This window comes from Nocardia sp. NPDC003482, assembly GCF_053588115.1.
This window is the reverse complement of sequence record NZ_JBSFPI010000025.1, coordinates 22,008-46,935: the sequence shown is the minus strand read 5'-3', so window position 1 is coordinate 46,935 and position 24,928 is coordinate 22,008. Positions and strand designations below refer to the sequence as shown.

At 67.3% G+C, this 24,928-nt stretch carries 25 protein-coding genes, 1 tRNA gene and 1 pseudogene; 11 read left to right on the top strand and 16 right to left on the bottom strand.

What is annotated here, in order from left to right; translation table 11 throughout:
* Window positions 1-49: 49 nt before the first annotated feature.
* From ACWDSJ_RS31350 to ACWDSJ_RS31305, 10 genes are all read right to left on the bottom strand, one after another.
* Window positions 50-313, bottom strand: coding sequence for a hypothetical protein (locus tag ACWDSJ_RS31350; RefSeq protein ID WP_450036186.1), 264 nt, complete (start codon window positions 311-313; stop codon window positions 50-52).
* Complete coding sequence (locus tag ACWDSJ_RS31345; RefSeq protein ID WP_450036184.1) at window positions 313-525, bottom strand: hypothetical protein; 213 nt, start codon at window positions 523-525, stop codon at window positions 313-315. The genes ACWDSJ_RS31350 and ACWDSJ_RS31345 overlap by 1 nt, the downstream gene beginning before the upstream one ends.
* Window positions 526-615: 90 nt before the next feature.
* Entirely contained in the window at window positions 616-2,019 is a 1,404-nt protein-coding gene (locus tag ACWDSJ_RS31340) for a hypothetical protein (RefSeq protein ID WP_450036182.1), read from the bottom strand.
* A 23-nt stretch (window positions 2,020-2,042) separates the two neighbouring features.
* A complete protein-coding gene (locus ACWDSJ_RS31335) occupies window positions 2,043-2,363 on the bottom strand; it encodes a hypothetical protein (protein WP_450036180.1) in 321 nt (106 codons plus the stop codon).
* 343 nt (window positions 2,364-2,706) lie between these two features.
* Window positions 2,707-3,090, bottom strand: coding sequence for a hypothetical protein (locus tag ACWDSJ_RS31330; RefSeq protein ID WP_450036179.1), 384 nt, complete (start codon window positions 3,088-3,090; stop codon window positions 2,707-2,709).
* 294 nt (window positions 3,091-3,384) lie between these two features.
* The gene (locus ACWDSJ_RS31325) at window positions 3,385-3,684 is read right to left on the bottom strand and encodes a DUF1540 domain-containing protein (RefSeq protein WP_387371001.1); all 300 of its coding nucleotides are present in this window, start codon (window positions 3,682-3,684) and stop codon (window positions 3,385-3,387) included.
* 137 nt (window positions 3,685-3,821) lie between these two features.
* Window positions 3,822-4,304, bottom strand: coding sequence for a hypothetical protein (locus ACWDSJ_RS31320; RefSeq protein WP_450036178.1), 483 nt, complete (start codon window positions 4,302-4,304; stop codon window positions 3,822-3,824).
* A 2-nt stretch (window positions 4,305-4,306) separates the two neighbouring features.
* The gene (locus tag ACWDSJ_RS31315; protein ID WP_450036176.1) at window positions 4,307-5,044 is read right to left on the bottom strand and encodes a hypothetical protein; all 738 of its coding nucleotides are present in this window, start codon (window positions 5,042-5,044) and stop codon (window positions 4,307-4,309) included.
* A 75-nt stretch (window positions 5,045-5,119) separates the two neighbouring features.
* Window positions 5,120-6,475: a serine-threonine protein kinase gene (locus ACWDSJ_RS31310; RefSeq protein WP_450036175.1), complete on the bottom strand. Its 1,356-nt coding sequence runs from the start codon at window positions 6,473-6,475 to the stop codon at window positions 5,120-5,122.
* A 15-nt stretch (window positions 6,476-6,490) separates the two neighbouring features.
* Window positions 6,491-8,317, bottom strand: coding sequence for a S8 family serine peptidase (locus tag ACWDSJ_RS31305; protein WP_450036174.1), 1,827 nt, complete (start codon window positions 8,315-8,317; stop codon window positions 6,491-6,493).
* Between the two features lie 292 nt (window positions 8,318-8,609).
* On the opposite strand from ACWDSJ_RS31305, the pseudogene ACWDSJ_RS31300 reads away from it, so the two are divergent.
* From ACWDSJ_RS31300 to ACWDSJ_RS31280, 5 genes and pseudogenes are all read left to right on the top strand, one after another.
* A pseudogene (locus ACWDSJ_RS31300) lies at window positions 8,610-8,705 on the top strand (DUF2510 domain-containing protein); the annotation flags it as partial.
* A gap of 63 nt (window positions 8,706-8,768) precedes the next feature.
* Window positions 8,769-10,007, top strand: coding sequence for a DUF4041 domain-containing protein (locus ACWDSJ_RS31295; RefSeq protein WP_450036229.1), 1,239 nt, complete (start codon window positions 8,769-8,771; stop codon window positions 10,005-10,007).
* A 90-nt stretch (window positions 10,008-10,097) separates the two neighbouring features.
* Window positions 10,098-10,442, top strand: coding sequence for an effector-associated constant component EACC1 (locus ACWDSJ_RS31290; RefSeq protein WP_450036173.1), 345 nt, complete (start codon window positions 10,098-10,100; stop codon window positions 10,440-10,442).
* Window positions 10,439-11,758 carry a caspase, EACC1-associated type gene (locus ACWDSJ_RS31285; protein ID WP_450036171.1) on the top strand — a complete coding sequence of 440 codons (1,320 nt, stop codon included), beginning with the start codon at window positions 10,439-10,441 and terminating at the stop codon, window positions 11,756-11,758. The genes ACWDSJ_RS31290 and ACWDSJ_RS31285 overlap by 4 nt, the downstream gene beginning before the upstream one ends.
* 334 nt (window positions 11,759-12,092) lie before the next feature.
* Window positions 12,093-12,539: a hypothetical protein gene (locus tag ACWDSJ_RS31280; protein ID WP_450036170.1), complete on the top strand. Its 447-nt coding sequence runs from the start codon at window positions 12,093-12,095 to the stop codon at window positions 12,537-12,539.
* Between the two features lie 31 nt (window positions 12,540-12,570).
* Here ACWDSJ_RS31280 and ACWDSJ_RS31275 read toward each other — a convergent pair.
* The 4 genes from ACWDSJ_RS31275 to ACWDSJ_RS31260 form a co-directional block, all read right to left on the bottom strand.
* Window positions 12,571-12,642 (bottom strand) — tRNA-Val (locus tag ACWDSJ_RS31275).
* 56 nt (window positions 12,643-12,698) lie between these two features.
* Window positions 12,699-13,163: a peroxiredoxin gene (locus ACWDSJ_RS31270; protein WP_387370985.1), complete on the bottom strand. Its 465-nt coding sequence runs from the start codon at window positions 13,161-13,163 to the stop codon at window positions 12,699-12,701.
* A gap of 91 nt (window positions 13,164-13,254) precedes the next feature.
* Window positions 13,255-13,677: a DUF3052 domain-containing protein gene (locus ACWDSJ_RS31265; protein ID WP_387370983.1), complete on the bottom strand. Its 423-nt coding sequence runs from the start codon at window positions 13,675-13,677 to the stop codon at window positions 13,255-13,257.
* A gap of 119 nt (window positions 13,678-13,796) precedes the next feature.
* On the bottom strand, window positions 13,797-14,357 hold the full coding sequence (locus tag ACWDSJ_RS31260; RefSeq protein ID WP_387370981.1) for a hypothetical protein: 561 nt from the start codon (window positions 14,355-14,357) through the stop codon (window positions 13,797-13,799).
* 259 nt (window positions 14,358-14,616) lie between these two features.
* Here ACWDSJ_RS31260 and aceE point away from each other — a divergent pair, with 259 nt between their 5' ends.
* The 6 genes from aceE (at window position 14,617) to ACWDSJ_RS31230 (ending at window position 23,388) form a co-directional block, all read left to right on the top strand.
* The gene (gene aceE, locus ACWDSJ_RS31255; protein ID WP_387371016.1) at window positions 14,617-17,493 is read left to right on the top strand and encodes a pyruvate dehydrogenase (acetyl-transferring), homodimeric type; all 2,877 of its coding nucleotides are present in this window, start codon (window positions 14,617-14,619) and stop codon (window positions 17,491-17,493) included.
* A gap of 300 nt (window positions 17,494-17,793) precedes the next feature.
* Complete coding sequence (locus ACWDSJ_RS31250) at window positions 17,794-19,125, top strand: PucR family transcriptional regulator (RefSeq protein ID WP_387370979.1); 1,332 nt, start codon at window positions 17,794-17,796, stop codon at window positions 19,123-19,125.
* Window positions 19,126-19,253: 128 nt separating this feature from the next.
* Entirely contained in the window at window positions 19,254-20,177 is a 924-nt protein-coding gene (locus ACWDSJ_RS31245; protein ID WP_450036167.1) for an ACP S-malonyltransferase, read from the top strand.
* 114 nt (window positions 20,178-20,291) lie between these two features.
* Window positions 20,292-20,594, top strand: coding sequence for a meromycolate extension acyl carrier protein AcpM (acpM, locus tag ACWDSJ_RS31240; RefSeq protein ID WP_062505319.1), 303 nt, complete (start codon window positions 20,292-20,294; stop codon window positions 20,592-20,594).
* Window positions 20,595-20,604: 10 nt separating this feature from the next.
* Window positions 20,605-21,855 (top strand): KasA/KasB family beta-ketoacyl-ACP synthase, encoded by a 1,251-nt coding sequence (locus ACWDSJ_RS31235; RefSeq protein WP_387370975.1) that lies wholly within the window; start codon window positions 20,605-20,607, stop codon window positions 21,853-21,855.
* 87 nt (window positions 21,856-21,942) lie between these two features.
* Complete coding sequence (locus ACWDSJ_RS31230; protein ID WP_387370973.1) at window positions 21,943-23,388, top strand: acyl-CoA carboxylase subunit beta; 1,446 nt, start codon at window positions 21,943-21,945, stop codon at window positions 23,386-23,388.
* A gap of 75 nt (window positions 23,389-23,463) precedes the next feature.
* On the opposite strand, the gene ACWDSJ_RS31225 is transcribed toward ACWDSJ_RS31230, so the two are convergent.
* Window positions 23,464-23,997 (bottom strand): DUF3145 domain-containing protein, encoded by a 534-nt coding sequence (locus ACWDSJ_RS31225; RefSeq protein ID WP_387370971.1) that lies wholly within the window; start codon window positions 23,995-23,997, stop codon window positions 23,464-23,466.
* Between the two features lie 94 nt (window positions 23,998-24,091).
* A complete protein-coding gene (locus ACWDSJ_RS31220; protein WP_450036164.1) occupies window positions 24,092-24,925 on the bottom strand; it encodes a serine hydrolase domain-containing protein in 834 nt (277 codons plus the stop codon).
* Window positions 24,926-24,928 lie beyond the last annotated feature (3 nt).

Here is a 24,928-nt window from a genome sequence, read left to right as displayed (position 1 = left end):
GGAGGACACCAAACGGACAGGAGTGCGGCACGCACGTCTCGGGGCGGGCTCAGACGTACTGCATCCACACTGGTATCAGGAAGAGACAAATTGCGGTGCCCACCAGGGCGGCTGCAATACCCGTGCCCCACTGCCGGGCGCGGCCACCGCAGGCGGACAGCACAGCCGCCGCGATCATTTCAACCGCGTACACCACGACGAGAAGGTATAGCAGGTAAAAGTAGAGGAAGAGCGGAATCACGTTCAGCGTCAAGAAGATCGCAGCACTGCAAAACGACAGCGGTCCGTGCCAAGCGCCGCGCCTCTGCTGCATTACCCGACCGCAATCAGGAAACCGATAGCGGCCGTCGAAGCGATCCAGATCCCGGCCGCGGTCGCCGCAGCGAGGGCAACACCACGACCAGCGCCGCGCGTTTTCCACCGCACCAGCAGTGCCAGGAGGGTTCCGGCTATCGAAGCGGCGACAAACGAGCCGACATACGTAGCAACGGTATCCGAGTTCGAGATCAGCGAAGTGATCGCCATGAATGCCACTTGCAGTACAAAGAATCCCGCGAGACTCCAGGTGGCAAGGCGCCAGAAACGGGTGTCATCCGCCGACGGTGACCGCTCCATTCAGGCCGTCCCGCTGGGCAGCGGCTGGGCCGGTACGTTGGGGGGTGCGATAACCGAACCGAACCGTGTCGACGGTTTCGGGTTTCCCGGTACATCGAACTGCTCATTCCACTCGGAGAACGGCGCGAACGCAAGACCTCCTACACCGATGTCGTGGTGGAACGGCAGATTCATCGCGGGGCCGAGCGAACTCCCGGATTGCGCCGGGTCCAATGCGATTGTCTGCGTACGACCGTCGGGAGTGTCCTGATATACCTCCAACGAGGGGTAATCACTGCGCGTACCGTTCACTTGAACTCCGTTCGGCCCAGGCTGGAACACCAAGTCACCGTTAACTGTAACGTGATGGCCATCCGACAACGGCGGCTTGGTAGCCACCGCCGGTGGCAGCGGATTACCGGACTCGTACTGGATGCGCACCGATCCATCGGGGTTCTGCCACACCGTCCCTTCCGGTGCTCCGACTTTGACTTCTCCCGGACTTCCGTCGTGGTTCTCTCGAACAGAAGGGTTCTGACGCATGACAACGATCCCGTTTTCGTAGTCGATATACGTCGTAACCTTCGTATGTTCAGGATCGAAATTCGGGTCGGCCGTGCGATTGTTGCCCAAATCGCGCGCGCCGAAATTCCCATGAAACGGGTTCAGATCCAGGTCGGAAACATCACGTTGTTCGATGTACTGGGACGCACGGACCACTCCCTGTCCCGGAACAGGTTGGATTCGTACGACGCGAATCTCCGGCCCGACTCCCTGAAATTCCGGGGTGTAGCTCTTCGGGTTGAGAACCTCGGCCGTGCTCCAATCGGAAGCACTGACCGGCGGACGTCCGAAAACCTGTTGGAACGCCGCGGCGGAGGTGCGGAGCCGATCGGGGTCGGCCCGCGAATCTGTGGACTTGAAGCTGGTGTCGGCGACCTGGACCGCCGTCAGCGTGGTCGCCGGCGCCATCCTCGCCAATTCGCTGTTCGCGGCGGCGATCTCGGCGCCCCATCGCGCATCGGCGGACTGCAAGTTGGCCACCAGCCCAGGCAGGCGTGAAAGCTGTACGCCCGCTTCGGAATCGGGATCGTCTACGCCGGTGACACTCCAGTCGTCAGATACCGCAACCGGTCCGACGACATAGGTCTGAAAGATCGCCTTGATTTCCGCCACCGGGTACTGCAAGTCGCGCGCCGCACCCGCACAGGCGGCACTGAGATCGTCGTAGGCGGTCGCGATCGCTCGCATCTGGGTCTGTTCACGGTCGGCCTTGTCACCGGCGGCTCGCGCCGCCGCACCTTGCCAGGCCAGGCCGTCGTGGATCGTGGTGTGCATGGCCCCAGCCGCCTTGACAATCGCGTCGGCGATCTGGGTCGCGCGGTCGGCGACACCCTGCAAACCCGATATATCCAGTGCCAGCACTTGTTTCGGGGTCGGCGCGATGGCTACCTCCCCGAGTGCGGGTCGCCGGAGTTGAGATCCGCGACCGCCGCGATACGCTGAGCGGCTTCCTGATCGCTCCCGTGAAAGTTGTCGGCGCGGACCACCAGCAACGCCGAGAATTCGTTGAAGCGCGCCTTCAGTAGTTCTTTCGCCCGAGTACTCGCGGCGTTGGACTCGGCCAGCTCGGCGCCGACCGTGAGGCCCGCGAGCGATGTCGCCACCGGTTCGGCATCGAGCTTCGGTGCGTTATCGATATCAGTCGGCAGCAGCGCCAACGCCCCACCGGCGGCCCGCAACCCGTCCGGGTTCACTTCGAACGTCATAGTCGCCCCCTCCTGGTCATCGGAGATTACCAGCAGATTCCGACGAACGGCAGCGCGTGCACGGCGGCTCGGACGACATCCGTGGTCAGGTACGCACAGCCGTCCTCGGTTGCTCACCGCAGCGCGGTCGACCGTATGCCCGGCTCACGCGAAGGTCTCGCAGCGACGAGAGCTGTGTAAGTCCCTGGCACACAGCTCGATTCGGTGGATGACCTTTATGGCCACCCATCTGGACGAATCGCTCTACGAGGCGGGCAGGATCGACGGACCGTGCGTAGTGGTCATCGGCGAGAGTGGGCCTACCGCTGCGAGGGCGCCCGCTCCCCCGGGCGCCGTCGACGGGTCAGGGAGCGGGCTTCTGGTAGTAGTAGTTCTCGTCCGACCAGCGGGTGCTGCCGGGCGGGGAGTTGAGGGTGGTGATCAGGTCGGCGCCCGAGATGGCGAGGGTGGGGCCGCCGACGACGAGGGTGCCGATGATCGCGCCGAGGGACGCGCCGGACAGCGCGCCCGGGATGCAGCCCACCGCCGGGACGATGACGCACCCGACCGCGGCCCCGACCCCCAGGCCGATCGCCGATCCGATGAACCCTCCGGTCGTCACGGCGATGCCGAACTCGGTGGCGAATTCGCCCATGGCCCTTTGGTTCTCGACTTGCGAGGCGACCGGGTGGACGAGGCCGGGATCCGGCGCGTCGGCCGGATCGGGCGGATCCGCCGCGGCTACCACCGGAGCCAGCAGAATTGCACCGGCAAAAGTTGCCGACAAAGCGGTCGTTGCGATCGATCTCTGAAACTTCATATTGCGAACCCGTTTGTTGCGTGGAACCGCTCGCGGCTCACCGCGAGCGTATTGAATTCTGATGCGGCCGGATCGGCCTACCGAAGTCGCATATCTGTTGTCGACAGAACGGGTCTCAGCGTATACCGGTAACGCGGGGTTAACCAGAGAATTCGAGAAATCGACCGGAGATCGGCGAACGGGCGGCCGCCCGCGAGGGTGCCGCCCGTTCGCCGGTGGACCTCAGGCGGGGCTGTAGGTCAGGCAGTTGGCCGTGTTGTCGCCCGCGCCCATGCCGACGCGGATCGAGGGGGCACTGCACTCGAGGTTCTGGTTGTAGCTGCAGTCGGCCCGCTGGCAGGCGCCGACCATCGAGGTGACGCGGTCGAGGCCGCCCTTGCTGGAGAGTGGGACGAAGGTGGTGCAGTCGGCCGAGCCGTTCTGGCCCGCCACGTTGATGGCGTAGGCATGGCAGCCGTCATGGTTGTACGAGCAGTCCGCGACCGTACATTCGCTGACGTGCGGCATCTCCATCGTGGTCATGAATTCCTCCTTCCATCGCAGCGTCCTCGGCCGGATTAGCCGAGGGGGTGTTCGAGGCCGATGGTAGAGGGCTTTCGCACTCCTGAACAGCAAGGTCAGGCTTGCCTGGGTCGGTGTGCGAACGCATTCTCGCCTTTTTATCCGCGATTTTCGCGACACGCTTCGGAAATGCCGCCGATTATCGTTTCGGCACGGTATCGCGTTAACTCGGATTCCGGGTCGTTTCCCGATCGAGACTTCTTCTGCAAGCTCCGGCCGAGCGCGTTCGACAGCCGGAACTCCGGATCGACGCTCAGATTCCACGGCAGCGGGAGCGCCACCGAGGCCGGGGGTTCGGCCGCGCCCGCGCTCAGCCGGGCCGCCACATCCGCGAGGAATCCGATCGCGCCCGGCCTGGGGGTCAGGAACACCAGCGGCGGCATCTCGGGATAGTGCGCGGGGAACAGGGCCGTGACGTCGGCGCTGCGCTCGACGAGCGCGACGGCCACATAGGTCACCTCGTCCACCACGACGACGGTGCTCGGCTCCGTCACCCGCGCGCCGAGCACCCGGGCGAGCACGACGCTGTCCCGCCCGATGGCCTCGGCGCCCGCGTGGTCGCCCCTCGATCCGGTCGGCATCGTTATCGGATCCGGCCGTTCACCAGCCGCAGCCACGCGCCGAACCGGTGCATCAGCCAGTACAGCCGCTGATGTCCGTCCCGCAGACCCGTCCCGTCCGCGCGCCCCGGGCAGAACTCGGCGACCAGCTCCGCGATGCTCTCGCTGACCTTCTTCTCCGTCGAGTACACCGCCGCGGCGATGGCGGCGGTCGTCGGCACGATCGTCCCGGCGGCCACCACGTCGAGGATGCGGCGCTGTAAGGGTGTGCAGCGGAACGGGATTCGCCGCTGCTGCCGGGACAGATACGCGTGCGCGAACGCCGCCGCGATCGGATCCACGTCCTGGCCGGGCGTCTCGCCCTCGACCACGGCCAGTGCCCGTTCCGCACCGTCCCCGTACCGGCGGGCGTCGCTCGCGGTCACCACGCGCACGTCGGGCACGTCGAGCGCGAGTCCGGTCTCGTAGGCGAGGGCGTGCTGGGTGGCCGCGGGGATCTCGAGCGTCGGCGCGACCATCGCCACGGCCAGCCGCGGCGGTCGCGGCAGCCGGGCGCGCAGGGCGCGGGCCACCGGCACCGGATCGAACCGCGACCGGCTGTCGAAACTGGACTCGAACACGACCGCCGTCACCTCGCGGACCGGCGATCGGAACGGATCACCGTGCGCCGCAACGATGTTCGCGGAGGTGATCCAGAACGGATCGGACGCGGCGGTGACCGGCATCACCACGTCCAGAAGGTTGTCGATATCGCTGCGCACCGTTCGCCTCTCCCGATCAGCCGTACTGCGTACCGCAGCTTTCCCGTACACGGCGGCCGCGTCGCGAGTAGCGCACTACCTCTGGGCCACCAGACCGGCGGCGCACAGCACGACCCACGCCAATTCCGCGTGCACGATGTCGGAATGCGCGCCCGACGGCGGTTTCCCGTTCTTCACGACGCGGGCCGCGTCCACGTTCACCAGACTGTGCCCGAACCCGTACGGTTCCCCCGCGTCGCGCAACGCGACGGCGGGCGCGTCCGGCTGGTGCCCGTCGTGGCCCATGCCGCCCCACCGGTAGGTCTCGTCCTCGAACGCGGCCGCGTCCTGGTGCGCGAGCAGCGACGCGAGCGGATACAGCACGCCCACAGCGGAATCGAAGCGCGAATGGCAGGCGACGATCGGCCCGCGCACGCGCGCTTGGGCCCCGAACAGATCGCCGCAGCGGCCCTGATCGAACGGCAGCGCCCCGGCGAAGGCGAAGTGCGAGAACGCGCCCTGCAACAGCGTGACGGATTCGACCGCCGCGCCGTCCGGCAGGCCCGTCAGCGCGTAGGACACCACGCGCGCGCCGAAACTGTGTCCTATCAAGCTGATTCGCAGCTCCGGCCGCTCCCGCACCAGCTCGCCCAGGAACGGACCCAGCCCGCGGCTGCCGACCGTCCCGGCGCGCCGCTTCATCTGCCAGTAGGTGAGCTGCCGCGCGACCTCCTGCGCCCCGTGCCACAGCCGGGCGAACCGGTCGCCGAATCCGGCCGCGCCGCCCTGATTCCCGGTGACGACGCCGAGTTCCTCGAGCGCGGCGGCGAACCGCTCGAACGCCTCCGCTTTCGGGTCGGACTGGGCCAGCGATGTCGGGGCGTCGTCCTGCTCGCCGTCCCCGCCGGTTCCGGTGGCGGCAGCGAGCGCGGCGACCAGGTCGCGGGCCCGGCCGATCGCCGTCTCGTCGGCGGGCCGCTCGACGAGCAGATCGAGCAGTTCCTTCACCGCCGGACCCTGCGTCGCGGGGAACGCGTCGCGCACGAGCGCGCGCAGGTCCGGGTCGGGCGGCGGGGGCGGCGGGAATTCGGGGGCGTCGCCCAGCCCCGCGGCCGGGCCGCCGTCGCCCAGGTCGACCGCCGCGCCCGGCTCGAAGTCCGGGATCGGTTCGTCCGTCCACCGCGCCGAGGGCCAGAACACGCCCAGCAGCAACACCTTTCGATCCGGCGCGCCGTGCTGGGCGAGCAGCGGCGCGAGCTCGCCGTAGAAGGCCCGGTAGAGCCGGTCGGCGATGCTGGGGGTGTTGTTCCAGCCGTGGCTGAACACCAGCAGATCCGTCGGCGCGTGCTCGTCGAGCGCGGCGCGCAGCGCGGCGGCGCCGTCCGGGTCGACGTCGCCGTCCGCGTCGAACGCGAGTTCCACCAGCGGCAGTCCCTGGATGTCGATCGTCATCGCGGCCTCCGTGTCTCAGATCGATTGCAGGGCGCGCATGAGGTCGACCAGCCCCGCACCCTCGAAATACCGTTCCCGTCCCAGGGAGGTCGCCGACTTCATGAAGATGTTCTTGACCTCGTCGGGCCGACAGATGTACTCGCGACGCACCGACAGGAACGCGGCAATGACGCCGGACACATGCGGCGCGGCGAAACTGGTTCCGGTGTCGGTCACATAACAGGCCAGGTCCGGGGCGACATCGGTCAACCCCCAGCGCGCCGCGGTCCGCCCGGTCGCGCAGGACGTGATCCGCTCCCCAGGCGCGATCAGATCCGGTTTCAGCCGCCCGTCCCCGGTCGGCCCTTTCGACGAGAAGTACGACACGCCGTAGGTATGCGGCGAATCCCGGTGTGTCGCACCGACTGTGATGGCCCGCTCGGCATTGCCGGGATCGTTGATGGTCATGGTGAGCCCGACATTGGTCTGCCGTTCTTTGGAACTGAACCGCCCGTATCCGGTGTTGCCCGCGGCGACGACCACGACGACACCGGACCGCACGAGGCGGTCAACCTCCTTGCAGAGCGGGCTCTGGCCGCAGGCGAACCATTCGGCGTCGAACTCGTAGCCGAGGCTGAGGTTGACGCCGTGGATCTTCATCAGTTTGTCGTTGTCGCCGTTGGTCTCTCGGACGTACCGCAGGGCGGCCATCACCGCGACCATGTCGGAGGAGCCCTCGCTGTCGAGCACCTTGAGGCTCACCAGATGCGTCAGCGGCGACATGCCCGATACCAGTCCGGGGTCTACCGAGCGCTCCTCGCACAACGGATGGGCGTCGCCGGGTTCGGTGTGCTGGCGGACGACGACCTTCATCTTCTCGCGCGGGTACGCATCGGGCAGATGGCCAGCGATGATCCCGGCGACGTGGGTGCCGTGCCCCAGTTCGTCCTGGAGGGCCGAGTCGACGGTCTCGATACCGGGGGCGAACGACTTGGTGAAGTCGCGATGCAGATATTTGACGTCGTCGGCCTCGAGGGTTTTCTCGGCGACGTAATGCGGGTGATGGCGGTCGATCCCGGAATCGACCACGGCCCAACAGATGTCGCGTCCGGCCGCGTCGAACGACCGGCGCGCGGCGTCGGCCTTGACCGTGCGTGCCGACAGATCGATCAACGGTTCGACGGGGAAGTTCGGCCAGATCCGATGTATGACGTGGGTCGTGCGGGGGTTCCTGCGATTCTCGTGGTCGATCCGGACCAGCTCCCGCACCTGTCGCATGGACAGATCGGCGCACGCGTACTCGTCGAACAACGGCTTCGGCGGCGCGGCCACCCCCGGCCGCTCCCCGAGCCGCCCCACCAGCTCCGCCAGCGCCGCGTTCGCCCCGGCGACTCCCTCGGGGTAGCCCAGGTTCAACTCGATCACCACGGGCAGCGGACTGTCGTCGTCGGTCGGCTGCTTCAGCACCCGCGCCCGAATCTCCGGATCCAGCAACGGCTGCGCGATCACGCTGTACTGCACCAGATTTCGCTCATCCGGATTCCGCGTCACCGGCGGCGTCTCCGACTCGGGCCACCGCTTACGCGCCTCATCCGCCGCCGCCCTCCCCTCCTCGGTGATCCGCCACCGGTTCCGCGTGGCCCGCACCCACCCCTCGTCCCCCAGATACCGCCGCGCCCCATAAATCCGCGCCTGCCACCGCGGCAACTTCGTCCGCTCATCGATCCGCAGATCCTCCGCGGTCGGCGTGAACCCACCGAGCCGCCCGACGGCATCGATCACCTCGGCCGGACTCCCGGCACCCATCTCGCGTAAGACGATCAGAATCCGATCGCCGAGTTCCGGAATCGGCGTGAGCGGCATGTCCCTCTCCTTGCCCTCGCCCCTACGCGTTCGGGGGGAACGCTAGGGAGCGGGGGTGGGGTGGGGCACGGGTAGTGGGCTACTCGATTCCCCGCCCTACGCCGAGCGTCCTCCAGGAATTCGTCCGCGCAGACTCGGGCGCCCAACCTCCCGATCCAGCGCCCATCGGGACAGACAGCCCCCTCGATGGATCAGGTAAGCGCGGACACCCTCAGAAATTCCACGCTTTCGGCGTTCGGCGGGTGCGGCTGATGGCATTCTCTATAGTGCGACCGTAGCAAGGGGGAAGATCATGAACAGCGCTCCACCGAATTGGTATCCCGATCCACAGAATCCGGGCTTCTCGAGATACTGGAACGGCACGCACTGGGTCGGGGAACCGACACCCTCTCCCACAACCGACGTACCCGCACCGACGGTACCGGGCTCTCCTTCGGCACCGAAGGTACCGATGTTCGGCACTCGCGCATACGCGAAGCGGCAATCTCGAGAACTGGCCGACGCCTTGGCCGAGGTCCACCGACTTCGCACCCAGCTGGCCAGCGTCGGCGGACTCGATATCGCAGAACTCCAACTCCGTCGAGAGCAACTCACCGCGCAAGTTGCCACCGAACAGGCACGCCTGGACAGCCTGCGCACTCAGATAATCAACACCCAAGACGAGCAGGTGCTCCAGGAAATAGGGATCTATCAGTACCGCCATCCACTCTCCGACGTGGTGGCCTACCGCGCGGAACTGGACCGACTGCAACGTGAGATCAAGTACGCCGCAGCGCGGGACGGCGGCGCGATCGAGGCGTCCCAGGTCTGGGAAGTCAATGGTTCTGCGGCTGCGGGCCGCAAAATGATCCGTGAATATTCGAAACTGATGCTGCGCGCGTACAACGCCGAGGCCGACAATCTCGTCCGGAGTCTCAAACCATACAAGCTGAACAGCGCACTCGAACGCCTCGAACGCCTGGCTGTCACCATCGAACGACTCGGCGCGACCATGAAACTGCGCGTCACCCCCTGGTACCACCAACTCCGCCGCCAAGAGCTGGAGTTGACGGCCGATTATCTGGAGAAGCTGGCCCGTCAGAAGGAGGCCGAACGCGATGAACGCGAGCGCCTCCGCGAGGAACGCAAAGCGCAACAGGAGATCGAACGCGAACAACGGCGACTCGAGAAGCAGCATCAGCAATATCTGGCCGACCTCACCGCATTCGAAGCCGCCGGTGACACCGACTCCACGAAGGCACGCGACCTCCAGAGCAAGCTCGCGAGTTTGGAACAGGACATCACAGCCCTCGCAAACCGAGCGGGCAATCTACGCGCGGGCCATGTGTACGTCGTGTCCAATATCGGCGCTTTCGGCGAGGGAGTAGTCCAGATCGGCATGACTCGCCGAGTCGACCCGTACGACCGCATCAGCGACTTGAGCAACTCCTCGGTCCCGTTCAAGTACGACGTGCACACCATGTTCTTCGACGTCGATGCCGCGGGTATAGAAGAAGAACTCCATCGCCGCCTGGCACACAAACGCGTGAACCAAGTCAATCTTCGCCGCGAATTCTTCCGCGCCACTCCGGCGGAGGTACGCGAACATCTGGAGGATCTCACCAAAGGACTTTTGGAATTCAACGAGCTCGCCGAGGCCGAAGACTACCGGCGAAGTCTTGCTGCGATACAGCATTCGAGTGTTCAATAACACGGCAATTCATTTCGACACGGCCGATCTCCCAAATTTCGATAGCTTCGAGAAAACAGGACGCACGATATGCCGAATGGACAGGGCGCGTTGACGATCCACACGGACGGTAGTGCCGACGACCTTTTCGGCCTCCTCGAGTGGTTCACCGAGGACGACGAACTGCGCGGCCGGGTGAGCATGCCGACTACGCCGATTCGACCCGGTCGAATGGGCGACTTGGCCGAGGTGCTCGTTGTGGCGCTCGGCGCGCAAGGTGTAGCGACCGCACTGGTTCAATCGCTGACCGCATGGCTCGCCCACAGGCGCTCCGACATCGCGGTCACCCTCACCCTCGATCACACCCAGATCACCGTCGACGCGAAGCGCGTCAAGACTCCCGAAATCGCTCGCGCGCTTCAGGCAATGCTCGCCCATGCGGACAAGATTCAGTGATCTCCGCACAGAACCGTTCGGGCTGGCGCGCCGCCCTGATCGGGGTGAGCCGATACAGCCATCCCTCGATCACGGATATTCCCGCCGCCGCCAACAACATTCGCGACCTCGGTCGGCTCCTCACCGCGCCCACCAACGCTTCGCTCGCTCCTGAGCACTGCATCGCACTGGTCGATCCCGACCGGCCTCCGCAGGTCGGTGAGCTCCTCGCACGGGCCGTCGACCAAGCCGACGAGGTCCTGCTGGTGTACTACACCGGACACGGCCTGTTGGATCGGCGCGGACGCCTGCATCTTGCCTTGGCCGGCAGCGACCCCGACCATCCCGAATGGAGTTCGATTCCGTTCTCCACCCTGCGCGACGAACTCGCAACCGCCCGCGCCCGCGCCCGCATTCTGATCCTGGACTGCTGTTTCTCGGGGCGAGCCTTCGAAGCGATGAGCGCCCCGGTCACCGTCGTCGACGGCCAGATCGACATCAACGGCACGTACACGATCGCGTCCTCGCCCCGCAACGAAACCTCCCTCGCGCCCGAGGGGCACCGGAACACCGCGTTCACCGCCGCCTTGCTCGCCGCCGCCGCGGACCCCGGCCGAACGCTCGACCAACTCTTCGGGACCATCGATCGGATCCTGCACGGCAATGGTCACCCCCGCCCAGTGCGACGAAGCGTCAACGTCGCCGGGAGCCTGCGCCTCTTCACCCCGCCTGGCGACACTGTGCGATCGGATGATGTTGTGATCACTCCGGCGATCGATCCGCTCGCCGTTCCAGACAGCACCACCGACCGCATTTTCGCCGACGGCCAACTGGCGGCCGATCGAGGCGACCTCGTCGAAGCCGAAAACGCTTGGCGCAGAGCCGCCGCCCAAGCGCACACGGGTGCGATGAACAACCTCGCCAATCTGTTGTGCACGCAGGGAAAGCTTCGTGAGGCATACCCGTGGTACCTCGAAGCGGCCCGCCGCGGCGATACACACGCGATGGGTAACCTCGCGGACTTACTGCACCGAGTCCACCAGGACACCGATGCCGAGCATTGGGGGCGGTGCGCCGCCGAGGCCGGCGACATCGACGCCATGTACAACCTCGCCCTCATGCTCGACAAATCCCACCGATCCGACGATGCCCTCGTCTGGTATCGGCGCGCCGCCGAAGCCGGTCATACCAATGCCATGCACAACCTCGCCGTCCGACTGCGCTACCGCCAACAAACCACCGAAGCTTCTACCTGGTGGCATCGAGCCGGTCACAAGCGTCCCCAGCGGGCCAGTGAGAAACTGCGCGGGCCCGCCGCATCCAGACAGTCTCGCTGAACCGCTGTGTCAGCTCGAGGAGGTTGCGGGGTCGGTCGCCTCTGGGACGAAAGGCCGATGTCCGCCAGCGGAATCCACGCTCTCGGCAGCGTGCGCGGCGACGTCCACGTCTGTGTGGCTCGTCTCGCCGAGCGATATTCGCACCCCCGGGGCAGCGGCGTCCGCGCGTGCCTCTCGCCTTCCTCGAAGCTCCGGCGGACGACAGAGAAGACCGAAAGACTGCTGGCCTACCACACCGAATGGACCTACCATCGGAATCCGATTCGGCGAAACCCAGTGCAGCAGGCAATGTTTCGGCGAGAACCGCCCGACACGACCGAAGACCGGATTCGACGTGAGCCATGACGAGGACGACATCACCGATGAGGAAATCGCCGCGCTGATGGCGTTCACCGAACTGGATGACATCCCGCGCGTTCCCCCACGCCCGCTCCGAGACTTTCGACGCGCGAGCCTGGGCGAGCTCGATGCCCTCGCCCGTAACCGGGAGCCGAATTGGGTTGCCGCCGTTTGCGAATTGGCGAGCCGCGCGCATGACGACGCGGCTGCACGGCTGGTGGCGGAGTTGGCGAAATTGCCGCTGCTCCGAGCGGAACGGCTGTTCCATTGGGCGTCACTGACGTGGATGGTCATCGGCGAATTGCTGGCCGCGGACACGCCGGTGGCGCGGGCTTGTGCGCGTGCGGTTTTCGATACGCTCGATGAGCGCGACCGAGTGGATGTTCTTTTCTGGCTCAGGACGAGTATCGACGAGGCTCAGATCGACGGACTGCGGACATGATCCCGGGGAAGGGTGGCCTCAGATACCGTAGTGGGCGCAGAGGGTTTCGAACCCCCGACCGCTGGTGTGTAAAACCAGTGCTCTACCACTGAGCTATACGCCCGCAACCCGCCCGCACCACAGCAGACGAGAGAACCCGCGCCCAACAACGCGGGGGAACTACGAATCTAACGCAGTCAACGCTTTCTCCCAAGCCGCCTGGTCACGGGGCTCGCCGGGGCCGTTCATCTCGGCGAAGCGGATGATGCCGTCCTTGTCGACGACGAAGGTGCCGCGGTTGGGGAAGCCCGTCTTGTCGTTGAAGACGCCGTAGGTCTGGGCGACCGCGCCGTGCGGCCAGAAGTCGGAGAGCAGGGGGAAGGTGTAGCCCTGTTCGGCCGCCCAGATCTTGTGGGTGGGCGGGGGGCCGACGGAGATGGCGAGGATCTCGGCGTTGTCGTTCTGGAACTTGGGCAGTTCGTCGCGGACCTTGCACAGCTCGCCTTGGCAGATGCCGGTGAACGCCAAGGGGTAGAACACGAGCAGGACGTTCTTGTGGCCGCGGTAGGCGGACAGGGTGACGTCCTGGTTGTTCTGGTCCTTCAGCGTGAAATCGGGCGCGGGCGAGCCCACTTCGAGCGGCATGCGCGCATTCTCCCTCCGGTCGGCGTGGCGACGTCCGCCGGCGGCATCGCGCGCGACGCCCCCGGCGGAGACAATGATCGAGGAGCGCGGGTCAGCGCTGCTTCGAGGGTGTCTTGGGCTGGGTCAGCTTGGTACCGGTCCAGGTGCCGAGGCTGACGGGGGTCGTCGACGTGAGGCCGGCGGGGGTCGCCGATTCGGCGATCTCGCTCGGATCCACATGGCCGGGCTGACCGGTCTTGGGCGTGAGCACCCAGACGACGCCGTCCTCGGCGAGCGGGCCGATGGCGTCCATCAACTCGTCGACGAGATCACCGTCCCCGTCCCGCCACCACAGCAGGACGACGTCGACCACCTCGTCGGTGTCCTCGTCCAGCAGTTCCGAACCGATCAGTTCCTCGACACTCGCCCGCAGGTCGTCGTCGGTGTCCTCGTCCCAGCCCAGCTCCTGGACGGCCATATCGTGTTCGAGGCCAAGTTTCTGGGCGTAGTTCTGCGCGTCCGCCGCGGCGACCACGGTGGTGTCCTCCTCAACTCCCGACAGTCAGGTCATTGCAAGCGAACATGGTTATCCGCCGCAACGCAAGCCGATCCGGCCAATTGGCCCTCGAAATGTCGCGCCGACCCGGGCGGAAGTCAGCGCGCCGGACAGGCGTTGCGCACCGCGTTCAGGGCGTCGTTGACGCGTTTGCTGGCGTCGTTGAGCGGCCCCACCGGCGCGGTGTAGGTCATCTTCCGGGTCTCCGCGGCCAGCGCGCGGGCCGCGGCGACGTAGTCGGTGAACTTCTGCGCCAGATCCGACGGCAGCGCGTCGCCCGCGCCGCTGACCCGGCCCTCGACCGTCTTGGCCGCGTTCTCCAGCGTCTCCGCCGACGCGTCGCGCTTGGCGTCCTGATCGGGCGCGTTGTTGTCGTGCGCGTCGACGAACTCGTTGTACTTGGTGACCGCGACGCCGGTGGTGTCGCGGAAGGGAGTGCAGTTGTCGCTCACGGCTTTCGCCTCCGCGGCCGCCTTGCGTGAGGACGTGGCCGCCGCCGAGGAGGAGGCCATCTCGGTGCGATACGCGGCGGCGTCGGCCTGGTCCACGGTGGGAGTACCGTGGACGGCATTGGAACAGCCCGCGACCGTCAGTCCGATGCCGACCGCGACGGTCGCGCACACCAACCCGAACCCGCGTGGGTTCAGCAGCTTCATCATCTCCCCGCTTCTCGATGCCTCGACGATGTCCGATGGTGGCGCCCGCGGGAACGATCCGGATCGGGCTACCGCGCCGCCTAGCGAACGGTACTGGATTTCCGGCTGACATGATGACCGGGGACGCATCATCGACAAGGATGTGAGATGCGACCCAGCCAGTATTCGACGGACCGCCTCCGCCCACCAGCGTGGCTGTCCGGGGTTAGAGCCATCAGCTTGTCCACCCCATGTACGAGGAGCATTGATTTTGACAGACCTCATGCACCCGATGTCGTCGAGTTCCGCGCCCAACGGCGCTGCGGCCGAAGCACAGTCGGTTCCCAAGCCGACCGGCGCGCGCGTGCGGGTGATCCGTGAGGGTGTGGCGTCCTACCTACCGGACATCGATCCGGAGGAGACCGGCGAGTGGCTGGAATCCTTCGACGAGATGCTCGATCGCGAGGGCCCCGGCCGCGCGCGCTACCTGATGCTGCGCCTGCTCGAGCGCGCCGGGGAACGCCATGTCGCCATCCCCGCGCTGACCTCCACCGATTACGTCAACACCATTCCCACCGAGAACGAGCCGTGGTTCCCCGGCGACGAGGAGGTCGAGCGCCGCTACCGCGCCTGGATCCGCTGGAACGCCGCGGTCATGGTGCATCGCGCGCAGCGGCCGGGAATCGGTGTGGGCGGCCACATCTCGACCTACGCGTCGTCGGCGGCGCTGTACGAGGTGGGGTTCAACCACTTCTTCCGCGGTAAGGACCACTCCGGCGGCGGCGACCAGATCTTCATCCAGGGCCACGCCTCCCCGGGCGTGTACGCGCGCGCCTACCTCGAGGGCCGGCTCAGCGAGGATCAGCTCGACGGTTTCCGCCAGGAGTACAGCCACGGCGGCCCGGGCCACGGCCTGTCGTCGTACCCGCATCCGCGCCTGATGCCCGACTTCTGGGAATTCCCCACGGTCTCCATGGGATTGGGCCCGATGAACGCGATCTACCAGGCCCGGTTCAACCACTACCTGCACGACCGCGGCATCACCGACACCTCCGATCAGCACGTGTGGGCGTTCCTCGGCGACGGCGAGATGGACGAGCCGGAGTCGCGCGGGCTCGCGCACGTCGCGGCGATGGAGGGCCTGGACAACCTGACCTTCGTCATCAACTGCAACCTGCAACGCCTCGACGGTCCGGTGCGCGGCAACGGCAAGATCATCCAGGAGCTGGAGTCGTTCTTCCGCGGCGCGGGTTGGAATGTCATCAAGGTGATCTGGGGCCGGGAGTGGGACGCGCTGCTGTCCGGCGACCGCGACGGCGCGCTGGTGAACCTGATGAACTCCACCCCCGACGGCGACTACCAGACCTACAAGGCCAACGACGGCGCCTACGTCCGCGAGCACTTCTTCGGCCGCGACCCGCGGACCAAGGAACTGGTGAAAAACCTCTCCGATCAACAGATCTGGAACCTCAAGCGCGGCGGCCACGACTACCGCAAGATCTACGCGGCCTACGCGGCGGCGCTCGCGCACAAGGGTCAGCCGACGGTCATCCTCGCCAAGACCATCAAGGGTTACGGCCTGGGCAAGCACTTCGAGGCCCGCAACGCCACGCATCAGATGAAGAAGATGACGCTGGACGACCTCAAGGCGTTCCGCGACGTGCAGCGCATTCCGATCACCGATGCGCAATTGGAGGCGGATCCCAAGCTGCCGCCGTACTATCACCCCGGCAAGGACGACCCGGCCATCCAGTACCTGATGGACCGCCGCCGCACCCTGGGCGGGTTCCTGCCCGAACGCCGGTCTGTCGCAAAGCCTCTGCAACTGCCCGGCGACGAGCCCTACCGCTCGATCCGCAGGGGGTCGGGCAAGCAGAACGTGGCCACCACGATGGCCTTCGTGCGGTTGATGAAGGAGTTGCTGCGCGACAAGGAGATCGGCAAGCGGATCGTGCCGATCATCCCGGACGAGGCCCGTACCTTCGGCATGGACTCGTGGTTCCCTTCGTTGAAGATCTACAACCGCAACGGCCAGTTGTACACGTCGGTCGACGCGGAATTGATGCTTGCCTACAAAGAGAGCACGGTCGGGCAGATCCTGCACGAGGGCATCAACGAGGCCGGATCGACCGCCTCGTTCACCGCGGCGGGCACCTCCTACGCCACCCACGGCGAGCCGATGATCCCGCTCTACATCTTCTACTCGATGTTCGGATTCCAGCGCACCGGCGACGGACTGTGGGCCGCGGCCGATCAGCTGGCGCGCGGTTTCGTGCTCGGAGCAACCGCCGGGCGAACCACACTGACCGGAGAAGGGTTGCAGCACAACGACGGTCATTCGCTGCTGCTGGCCTCCACGAATCCCGCTGTGGTGGCCTATGATCCGGCCTTCGCGTTCGAGATCGCCCACATCGTGCGCGACGGGCTGCGCCGGATGTACGGCGGCGGCAAGCCCGCGCCGGAGTCGACGGTGCTGCCGGGGACGAATCCGCACATGCCGAACGACAACTTCGGCGGGGAGAACGTCTTCTACTACATCACCCTGTACAACGAGCCCTACGCGCAACCGGCCGAGCCCGACGACGTCGACATCGCGGGTCTGCTCAAGGGGCTGTATCTCTACAAGCGCGGCGGCGAGGGCGACGTGCGCGCGCAGATCCTGGTCGCCGGGGTGACCGTGCCCGACGGCCTGCGGGCGCAGGAGCTGCTGGCCGCCGACTGGGGTGTGCGGGCCGATGTCTGGTCGGTGACCTCGTGGAGCGAACTGCGAAAAGAGGCCCTGGCCAAGGAGATCGACGCCCTGCACAATCCCGGCGCCGAGCCCGCCACTCCCTATGTGACGCAAGCGCTTTCGACCGCCCAGGGCCCGTTCGTGGCCGCCTCGGACTGGATGCGCGCCGTACCCGACCAGATCCGCAAGTGGATCCCCGGCGAGTACATCACCCTCGGCACCGACGGTTTCGGCTTCTCCGACACCCGCCCCGCCGCCCGCCGCGTCTTCAACGTCGACGCCGAATCCATCGTCGTCGCCGCCTTGGCGGGCCTCGCCCGAGCCGGAAAGATCGACCGCGCCAAGGTCACCGAGGCCGCCGACCGCTACCGCATCCACGACGTGAACGCGGCCCCGCAGTCCACCAGCACCGAGGAACAACTGGCGTGACCCCCCTGGGCGCCCGACCCTCGGCCGGGCCCGGCGTGACAAGTGCACCCGGGCCCGGCGCGCCCACCCCCCTCGGGCCCAGGGCGCCCATCCCCCCTGGCCTCAGCACGCCGACCTTCTCTGGCCCCGGCGCGCCAACTTCCCCCGTGCCCGGCGCATCGATCTCTCCTGGCCCCGGCGCATCGACCTCTCCTGGCCCCGGCGCATCGACCTCCTCTGGCCCCGGCACGCTTTTCGCCGGGGCGGCGCGCCCATATCAAGGGGGTCTGCTGCGGCGCGGGGGCCGCAAGGGAATATTGCATGGTGGAACGTAAACCGCCGCGGCCTCGGCGGATCTCCGAGGGCTCCTCCGAACACGAGGTCTATCTGCCGACCGGGGCGCTGTCGCCCAATCGGCAGACCCGGGATCCGTTGCCGGACACGCTGCTCAAGCGGGTGCGGCAGTTGTCGGGCCGGTTGTCGACCGAGGCGATCGCCTCGATGGAGGACCGGCTGCCGTTCTTCGGCGATCTCGACGCCGCGCAGCGCGCGGGCGTGCAGATGCTGGTGCAGACCGCGGTGGTGAACTTCCTGGAGTGGCTCCAGGACCCGGAGAGCGATATCCGCTTCTCGCTGGACGCCTTTCAGGTGATCCCGCAGGATCTGGCCCGGCGGCTCACCCTGCGCCAGACCGTCGACATGGTCCGGGTGGCCATGGAGTTCTTCGAACAGTGGCTGCCCGCCCTGGCCCGCAACGACCGCCAGCTCGTCGCGCTCACCGAGGCGGTGCTGCGCTACGGCCGCGAACTCGGTTTCGCCGCCGCCTCGGTCTACGCCAGCGCCGCCGAATCCCGCGGCGCCTGGGACACCCGGCTCGAGGCCCTGGTCGTCGACGCCGTGGTGCGCGGCGACACCGGACCCGAAATGCTCTCGCGCGCGGCCACTTTGAACTGGGACGCCACCGCGCCCGCGACGGTCCTCGTCGGCACCCCGGTCAATGACCAAGTGGCCGCGGTCGGTTCGGTGCACACCATCGCCGCCCGGCACGGCAACGCCGCGCTGGCCGTGGTGCAGGGTTCGCGGCTGGTGATGGTGGTCAGCGGGCATCTCGGCGACACCGGTTATCCCTCACCGTTTCTCGCCGAACTGCTGAACGAGGTCTTCTCCGACGGTCCCGTCGTGATCGGCCCGACCACCCGCACCCTGGCCGCCGCGCACGTCAGCGCGGTCGAGGCCATGGCCGGAATGGAGGCCGTGGTGGGCTGGCGGGGCGCGCCACGCCCGGTGCACGCCTCGGAACTGCTGCCCGAACGGGTGATGCTCGGCGACCGTGCTGCGGTCGACGCTCTCAACGAGTATCTTGTGCTACCGTTGGCCGCCGCCGGGTCGGCTCTGTCGGACACTCTCGACGCCTACCTGGACTGTGGCGGAGCCGTCGAGACCTGTGCGCGGCAGCTGTACGTTCATCCAAATACGGTGCGCTACCGGTTGAAGCGAATCGCCGACATCACCGGCCGGGATCCGATGAATCCGCGGGACGCGTACGTGCTCCGGATCGCCGCCACAGTAGGTCGATTGACACGAACTCGTAACGAATCGCCTACATCCGCCCCAGAAGACGCCGGTGACACCTTCTTCGAGGATCGACTGTAACGCGGGACCCGAATCGGTCGATCGGGACATCCCACGTGCCGTTTTGTGGGGTCCACACAAAAGCGGTCGACAAGCTTCATCCGCGTCGACATCTGTGGAATCGGCCCCCGGGGTGTTTTCTTGTAGACGTGATCGCGTTGTTCGCCCCTGGACAGGGCTCCCAGACCCCAGGCATGCTCGCGCCTTGGCTCGATCTCCCCGGCGCGCGCGACCGTCTCGACAAGTGGTCCCAGGCGTGTGGCCTGGATCTGCTTCGACTCGGGACCACTGCCACCGCAGAGGAGATCACCGACACGGCGGTCACCCAACCGCTCGTCGTCGCCGCGGCGCTGTTGGCGTTCGCGGAAATCCCGGCGCGGGCCGTTCCGGCCGATACCATCGTCGCCGGACATTCGGTGGGTGAGCTCGCCGCCGCGGCGGTCGCCGGAGTCATCTCCGCCGACGACGCCGTCCGGCTGGCCGGTATCCGCGGTGCGGAGATGGCCAAGGCGTGCGCGCTGGAACCCACCGGCATGTCCGCCGTGCTCGGGGGCGACGAGGCCGCCGTGCTCACCCGGCTCGCCGAACTCGAGCTGATTCCGGCCAACCGCAACGCGGCCGGGCAGATCGTGGCGGCGGGGCGGCTGGACGCGCTGGCCGAACTGGCCGACAACCCGCCGGAGAAGGCGCGCGTCCGCGCGCTGCCCGTGGCGGGCGCGTTCCACACCGCGTTCATGGCACCCGCCCAGGACGCGGTGACCGAGGCCATCTCCCGGATCACCCCGGGCGAGCCGACCCGGACCCTGCTGTCGAACTTCGACGGCAAGCCGGTCTCCTCGGGCCGCGACGCCATCGACAAGCTCGCCGCCCAGGTCACCCGCCCGGTGCGGTGGGACCTGTGCACCCGAACCGTCCGTGAGGCGCGGGTGTCCGCGGTGGCCGAACTGCCCCCGGCCGGAACGCTGGTCGGGATCGCCAAGCGGGAGCTGAAGGGCACCCCGAATCTGGCGGTGAAGGCCCCGGCCGACCTCGTCGCGTTGGCGGAGTTGTCGACTGTCTCGGCAACCGGATAGCTTTCGTCGCGGCCCGCAACGATGCGGCCACGACAGAGCCGGACGGAAACAAATGACCGGCTCGCTCCGAAAAGAAGAAAAGACCCCCGAGAGCAACAAGAAGGGAGCCACGAAGTGGCCGCTCTGACCCAGGAACAGATCGTCGAGGAACTCGCGAAGATCATCGAGGAGGTGACGGGCATCGAGCCGTCCGAGGTGACTCTGGAGAAGTCCTTCGTCGATGACCTGGACATCGATTCGCTGTCGATGGTCGAGATCGCGGTGCAGACCGAGGACAAGTACGGAGTGAAGATTCCGGACGAGGACCTCGCGAGCCTGAAGACCGTCGGTGACGCGGTCGCCTACATCCAGAAGCTCGAGGCCGAGAACTCCGAGGCGGCCGCGGAGCTGAAGGCCAAGTTCGGCGCAGGCGAGTAAGGGCCGAACCGTGACCACTCCTTCCACCAAGAACGGGAACTTCCCCAACGTCGTCGTAACTAGCCTGGCGGCGACCACGTCGATCGCGGGCGATGTCGATGCGACGTGGAAGGGACTCCTCAACGGCGAGAGCGGTATCGACACGCTCGAGGATTCCTTCATCGAGGAATACGAACTGCCGGTTCGCATCGGCGGTCACCTCAAGGTCAACCCGGACACGTTGCTGAGCCGGGTCGAGATCCGTCGCATGGCCTATGTCGAGCGCCTGGCGACCGTGCTGGGTCGCGAGGTGTGGAAGAACGCCGGCAGCCCGGAGGTCGATCCGGAACGTCTCGGCGTCGCGATCGGCACCGGCCTCGGCGGCGGTGACGCGCTCGTCGATTCGGTCGACAAGCTGAAGACCGGCGGCTACCGCAAGATCTCGCCGCTGGCCGTTCAGATGGTCATGCCGAACGGCCCGTCCGCCGTTGTGGGCCTGGAGTTGCAGGCCCGGGCGGGAGTGGTCACTCCGGTGTCGGCGTGTTCGTCCGGCTCCGAGGCCATCGCCAACGCCTGGCGAATGATCGTGATGGGTGACGCCGACATGGTCGTCACCGGCGGTGTCGAGGGATACATCGACTCGGTGCCGATCGCGGCGTTCTCCATGATGCGGGCGATGAGCACCCGCAACGACGACCCGAAGGGCGCCTCGCGTCCCTTCGACAAGGACCGCGACGGCTTCGTCTTCGGCGAGGCCGGTGCGCTGCTGGTCGTGGAGACCGAGGAGCACGCCAAGGCGCGCGGCGCGACCATTCACGCGCGGCTGCTGGGTGCGGGCATCACCTCCGACGGTTTCCACCTCGTCGCCCCCGATCCCGAGGGCAGCGGCGCGGCGCGGGCCATGCAGCGCGCGATGCAGACCGCCGGTCTGTCGCCGAGCGATGTCAGCCACATCAACGCGCACGCGACCGCGACGCCGATCGGTGACACGGCCGAGGCCAACGCCATCCACAAGGCGGGCGTGCAGCACGCCTCGGTCTACGCGCCGAAGTCCGCCCTGGGCCACTCGATCGGCGCGGTCGGCGCCCTCGAGTCGGTGCTCACCGTGCTCAGCATCCGGGACGGCATCGTGCCGCCCACGCTGAACCTGGAGAACCAGGATCCGGAGATCGATCTCGACGTCGTGCGCGGCGAGGCCCGCCGCCAGGACATCGACTACGCGATCAACAACTCGTTCGGTTTCGGTGGGCACAATGTCGCGCTCGCCTTCGGCCGCTACTGATCCCCGGTAGCGATCGGACAACTGAAGCGGTCCCGGCGGGCGAACAACCCGCCGGGACAACGACATTCGCTGCCGAGGAGACTCGCTATGACCATCATGGCCCCGGCTCACGCCGACGCCGTCGCCGATCCCCGCGATCCGCTGGGACGGTTGCAGCGTTTCTTCGATCCCGGCACGGTGTTGCCGCTGCACCCCCGCGACAAGTCCGGCGTGCTCGCCGCCATCGGCGAGGTCGACGGCGTGCGCACGGTCGCCTACTGCTCCGATGCCACCGTCATGGGCGGCGCGATGGGCGTGGACGGCTGCAAGCACATCGTCGACGCCATCGACACCGCGATCGATTCCGGGGTTCCGGTGGTCGGCATCTGGCATTCCGGCGGGGCCCGCCTCGCCGAGGGCGTGGAGTCGCTGCACGCGGTCGGCCTGGTCTTCGAGGCCATGGTCCGCGCGTCCGGGCTGGTCCCGCAGATCTCGGTGGTGGTCGGATTCGCCGCGGGCGGCGCGGCCTACGGTCCGGCGCTCACCGACATCGTCATCATGGCCCCCGAGGGCCGCATCTTCGTCACCGGACCGGACGTGGTCCGCTCGGTCACCGGCGAGAACGTCGACATGGCCACCCTCGGCGGTCCGGTCACGCACGGCAAGAAGTCCGGCGTCAGCCACATCACCGCCCACGACGAGGCCGACGCGATGCATCGCGCGCGGCGGCTGGTGTCGATGTTCGCCGAACAGGGCGAATTCGATCCGGTGGCCGCCGAACACGGCGACATCGACCTGCGCGCGCTGCTGCCGGAGTCGGCGCGGCGCGCCTACAATGTCAAGCCCATCGTGCACGCGCTGCTGGACAGCGTCCCCTCCCCCGACGGCACCGACGAATCCTCCTTCGAGGAGTTGCAGGGCGGGTACGCCCGCTCGATGGTGACCGGCATCGGCCGCCTCGCCGGGCGCACGGTCGGCGTGCTCGCCAACAACCCGTTGCATCTGGGCGGCTGCCTGGACTCCGAAAGTGCCGAGAAGGCAGCGCGTTTCGTGCGGTTGTGCAATTCCTTCGGCATCCCGCTGGTCGTCATCACCGACGTGCCCGGCTACCTGCCCGGCGTCGGCATGGAATGGGAGGGCGTGGTCCGCCGCGGCGCGAAGCTGCTGCACGCCTTCGCCGAGGCCCGCGTCCCGCGCGTCACCCTGGTGACCCGCAAGATCTACGGCGGCGCCTACATCGCCATGAACGCCCGCTCCCTCGGCGCGACCGCTGTCTTCGCCTGGCCCGGCTCCGAGGTCGCCGTCATGGGCGCCAAGGCCGCCGTCCAGATCCTGCACAAGAAGGCCCTCGCCGCCGCCCCCGAGGAGGACCGCGAGGCCCTGCTCGACCGCCTCACCACCGAACACGAGCAGATCGCGGGCGGGGTGAGCCGCGCCCTGTCGATCGGCGTGGTCGACGAGGTCATCGACCCGGCCAAGACCCGCTCGATCATCGCCGCCGCCCTGGCCTCGGCCCCGGCGAAAGCCGCGCACACCAAGAACATCCCGCTCTGAGGCCCTGCGCCCCGACCCACCCTGGGGCCGAGAAACGAAATCTCTTGCCTCACAAGGGAATTGGAGTAGGTGCGGTCAGCCGACGTCCCGGCGCAACCAGGTGACCTCGGCCCCCTCGCCGCCGCAACGGTAGGGCTCGAGGTCGGCGTCCCACGCGGTGCCCAGCGCGTAATCGATGTCGGCGGAGATCTCCGCGGCCGTCGCGCGGCCCCGTTCGCGGGCCGCGCGCACGATCGCGCGCAGGCGCATCTCGCCCACCATCACGTCGCCGTTGGCGCTCGTTGCGCCGCACCACAATCCGAGGCCGGGGACGAAGCTGTAGCGTTCGCCGTCGACGCCGTCGCTGGGGTCCTCGGTCACCTCGAAGCGCAGGACCGGCCAGGCGCGCAGGGCGGTGGCGAGGCGGCCGCCGGTGCCCACGGGACCGAACCAGTCGGTGATCGCGCGCAATTGGCCCGGCGCGACGGGCTGGGAGGTCCAGCGCAGCTTGGCGGGGGCCTTCAGGGTCGAGGAGAGCGTCCATTCGATGTGCGGGCACAGCGCCGCGGGCGACGAGTGGATGTACACGACACCACCCGTCCCGTCCGCGAACTGATTCGATCCGCGCACCAGTACACCTCCAGCCTCGACGTCGGACGTCTTCCCCAACGGCCCGTCGAGCTGGCGTGGCCCGAGTTTACTGGAGTGCCCCGAGTTACGGGTGTTACTTTTCCCCCGTGTCGTGTGACGTCGAGATTTCGGCGATGATCCCCTCGCTGAGCGGCGGCCAGAGCGCCCGCGCCCAGTCCCCGAAATTCTCGTCGCTCAACGCCACGCACGCCACCCCGATCTCGGGATCGACCCACAGGAACGTGCCGGTCTGCCCGAAATGACCATAGGTGCGCGGCGAATTCGACGCCCCGGTCCAATGCGGAGTCTTGTGATCGCGGAGCTCGAAGCCCAGCCCCCAATCGTTGGGGCGCTGCGATCCGTAGCCCGGCAGTACCCCGTTGACACCCGGGAACTGGACCGAGGTCGCCTCGGCGAGCGTCTGCTCCGACACCAGCGTGGGCGCGAGCAGTTCCTCGGCGAAGCGCAGCAGATCGCTCAGCGAGGAGCGCGCGGCGTGCCCCGCCGACCCGTGCAGCACCGAGGATTTCATGGCGAGCGGCTCGAACACGCCCTCGCGCAGATAGTCCTCGAACGGAATCCCGGTCTGCTCGGCCACGAATCGGGCCAGCACCTCGAATCCGGCGCTGGAGTAGATGCGCTTGGCGCCCGGCTCGGCCATGATCACCGTGGTGTCGAAGGCCAGCCCCGAGGTGTGCGCGAGCAGATGCCGCACGGTCGATCCCGGCGGCCCGGCGGGCTGGTCCAGTTCGATCGCGCCCTCCTCGACCGCGACCAGAACCCCGTACGCCACAAGCGGTTTCGTGACCGAGGCGAGGGCGAAGACCCGATCGGCGTCCCCCTCGCTCGCCGCGATCCCCCGCGTGGTCACCACACCCGCCGCAGCATGCCGGACCGGCCATTCCCGAATCTGCTCCAGTGCTCGCACGCA

Bases quoted from the DNA above. Each gene is read 5' to 3' on its own strand.
- ACWDSJ_RS31320 (WP_450036178.1), bottom strand. From the start codon at position 4,304: ATGCCGACCGGATCGAGGGGCGACCACGCGGGCGCCGAGGCCATCGGG.
- ACWDSJ_RS31310 (WP_450036175.1), bottom strand. From the start codon at position 6,475: ATGACGATCGACATCCAGGGACTGCCGCTGGTGGAACTCGCGTTCGAC.
- ACWDSJ_RS31270 (WP_387370985.1), bottom strand. From the start codon at position 13,163: ATGCCGCTCGAAGTGGGCTCGCCCGCGCCCGATTTCACGCTGAAGGAC.
- ACWDSJ_RS31260 (WP_387370981.1), bottom strand. From the start codon at position 14,357: ATGATGAAGCTGCTGAACCCACGCGGGTTCGGGTTGGTGTGCGCGACC.
- ACWDSJ_RS31250 (WP_387370979.1), top strand. From the start codon at position 17,794: ATGGTGGAACGTAAACCGCCGCGGCCTCGGCGGATCTCCGAGGGCTCC.
- ACWDSJ_RS31345 (WP_450036184.1), bottom strand. From the start codon at position 525: ATGGCGATCACTTCGCTGATCTCGAACTCGGATACCGTTGCTACGTAT.
- ACWDSJ_RS31230 (WP_387370973.1), top strand. From the start codon at position 21,943: ATGACCATCATGGCCCCGGCTCACGCCGACGCCGTCGCCGATCCCCGC.
- aceE (WP_387371016.1), top strand. From the start codon at position 14,617: ATGCACCCGATGTCGTCGAGTTCCGCGCCCAACGGCGCTGCGGCCGAA.
- ACWDSJ_RS31305 (WP_450036174.1), bottom strand. From the start codon at position 8,317: ATGCCGCTCACGCCGATTCCGGAACTCGGCGATCGGATTCTGATCGTC.
- ACWDSJ_RS31350 (WP_450036186.1), bottom strand. From the start codon at position 313: ATGCAGCAGAGGCGCGGCGCTTGGCACGGACCGCTGTCGTTTTGCAGT.
- ACWDSJ_RS31295 (WP_450036229.1), top strand. From the start codon at position 8,769: ATGTTCGGCACTCGCGCATACGCGAAGCGGCAATCTCGAGAACTGGCC.
- ACWDSJ_RS31325 (WP_387371001.1), bottom strand. From the start codon at position 3,684: ATGACCACGATGGAGATGCCGCACGTCAGCGAATGTACGGTCGCGGAC.
- ACWDSJ_RS31335 (WP_450036180.1), bottom strand. From the start codon at position 2,363: ATGACGTTCGAAGTGAACCCGGACGGGTTGCGGGCCGCCGGTGGGGCG.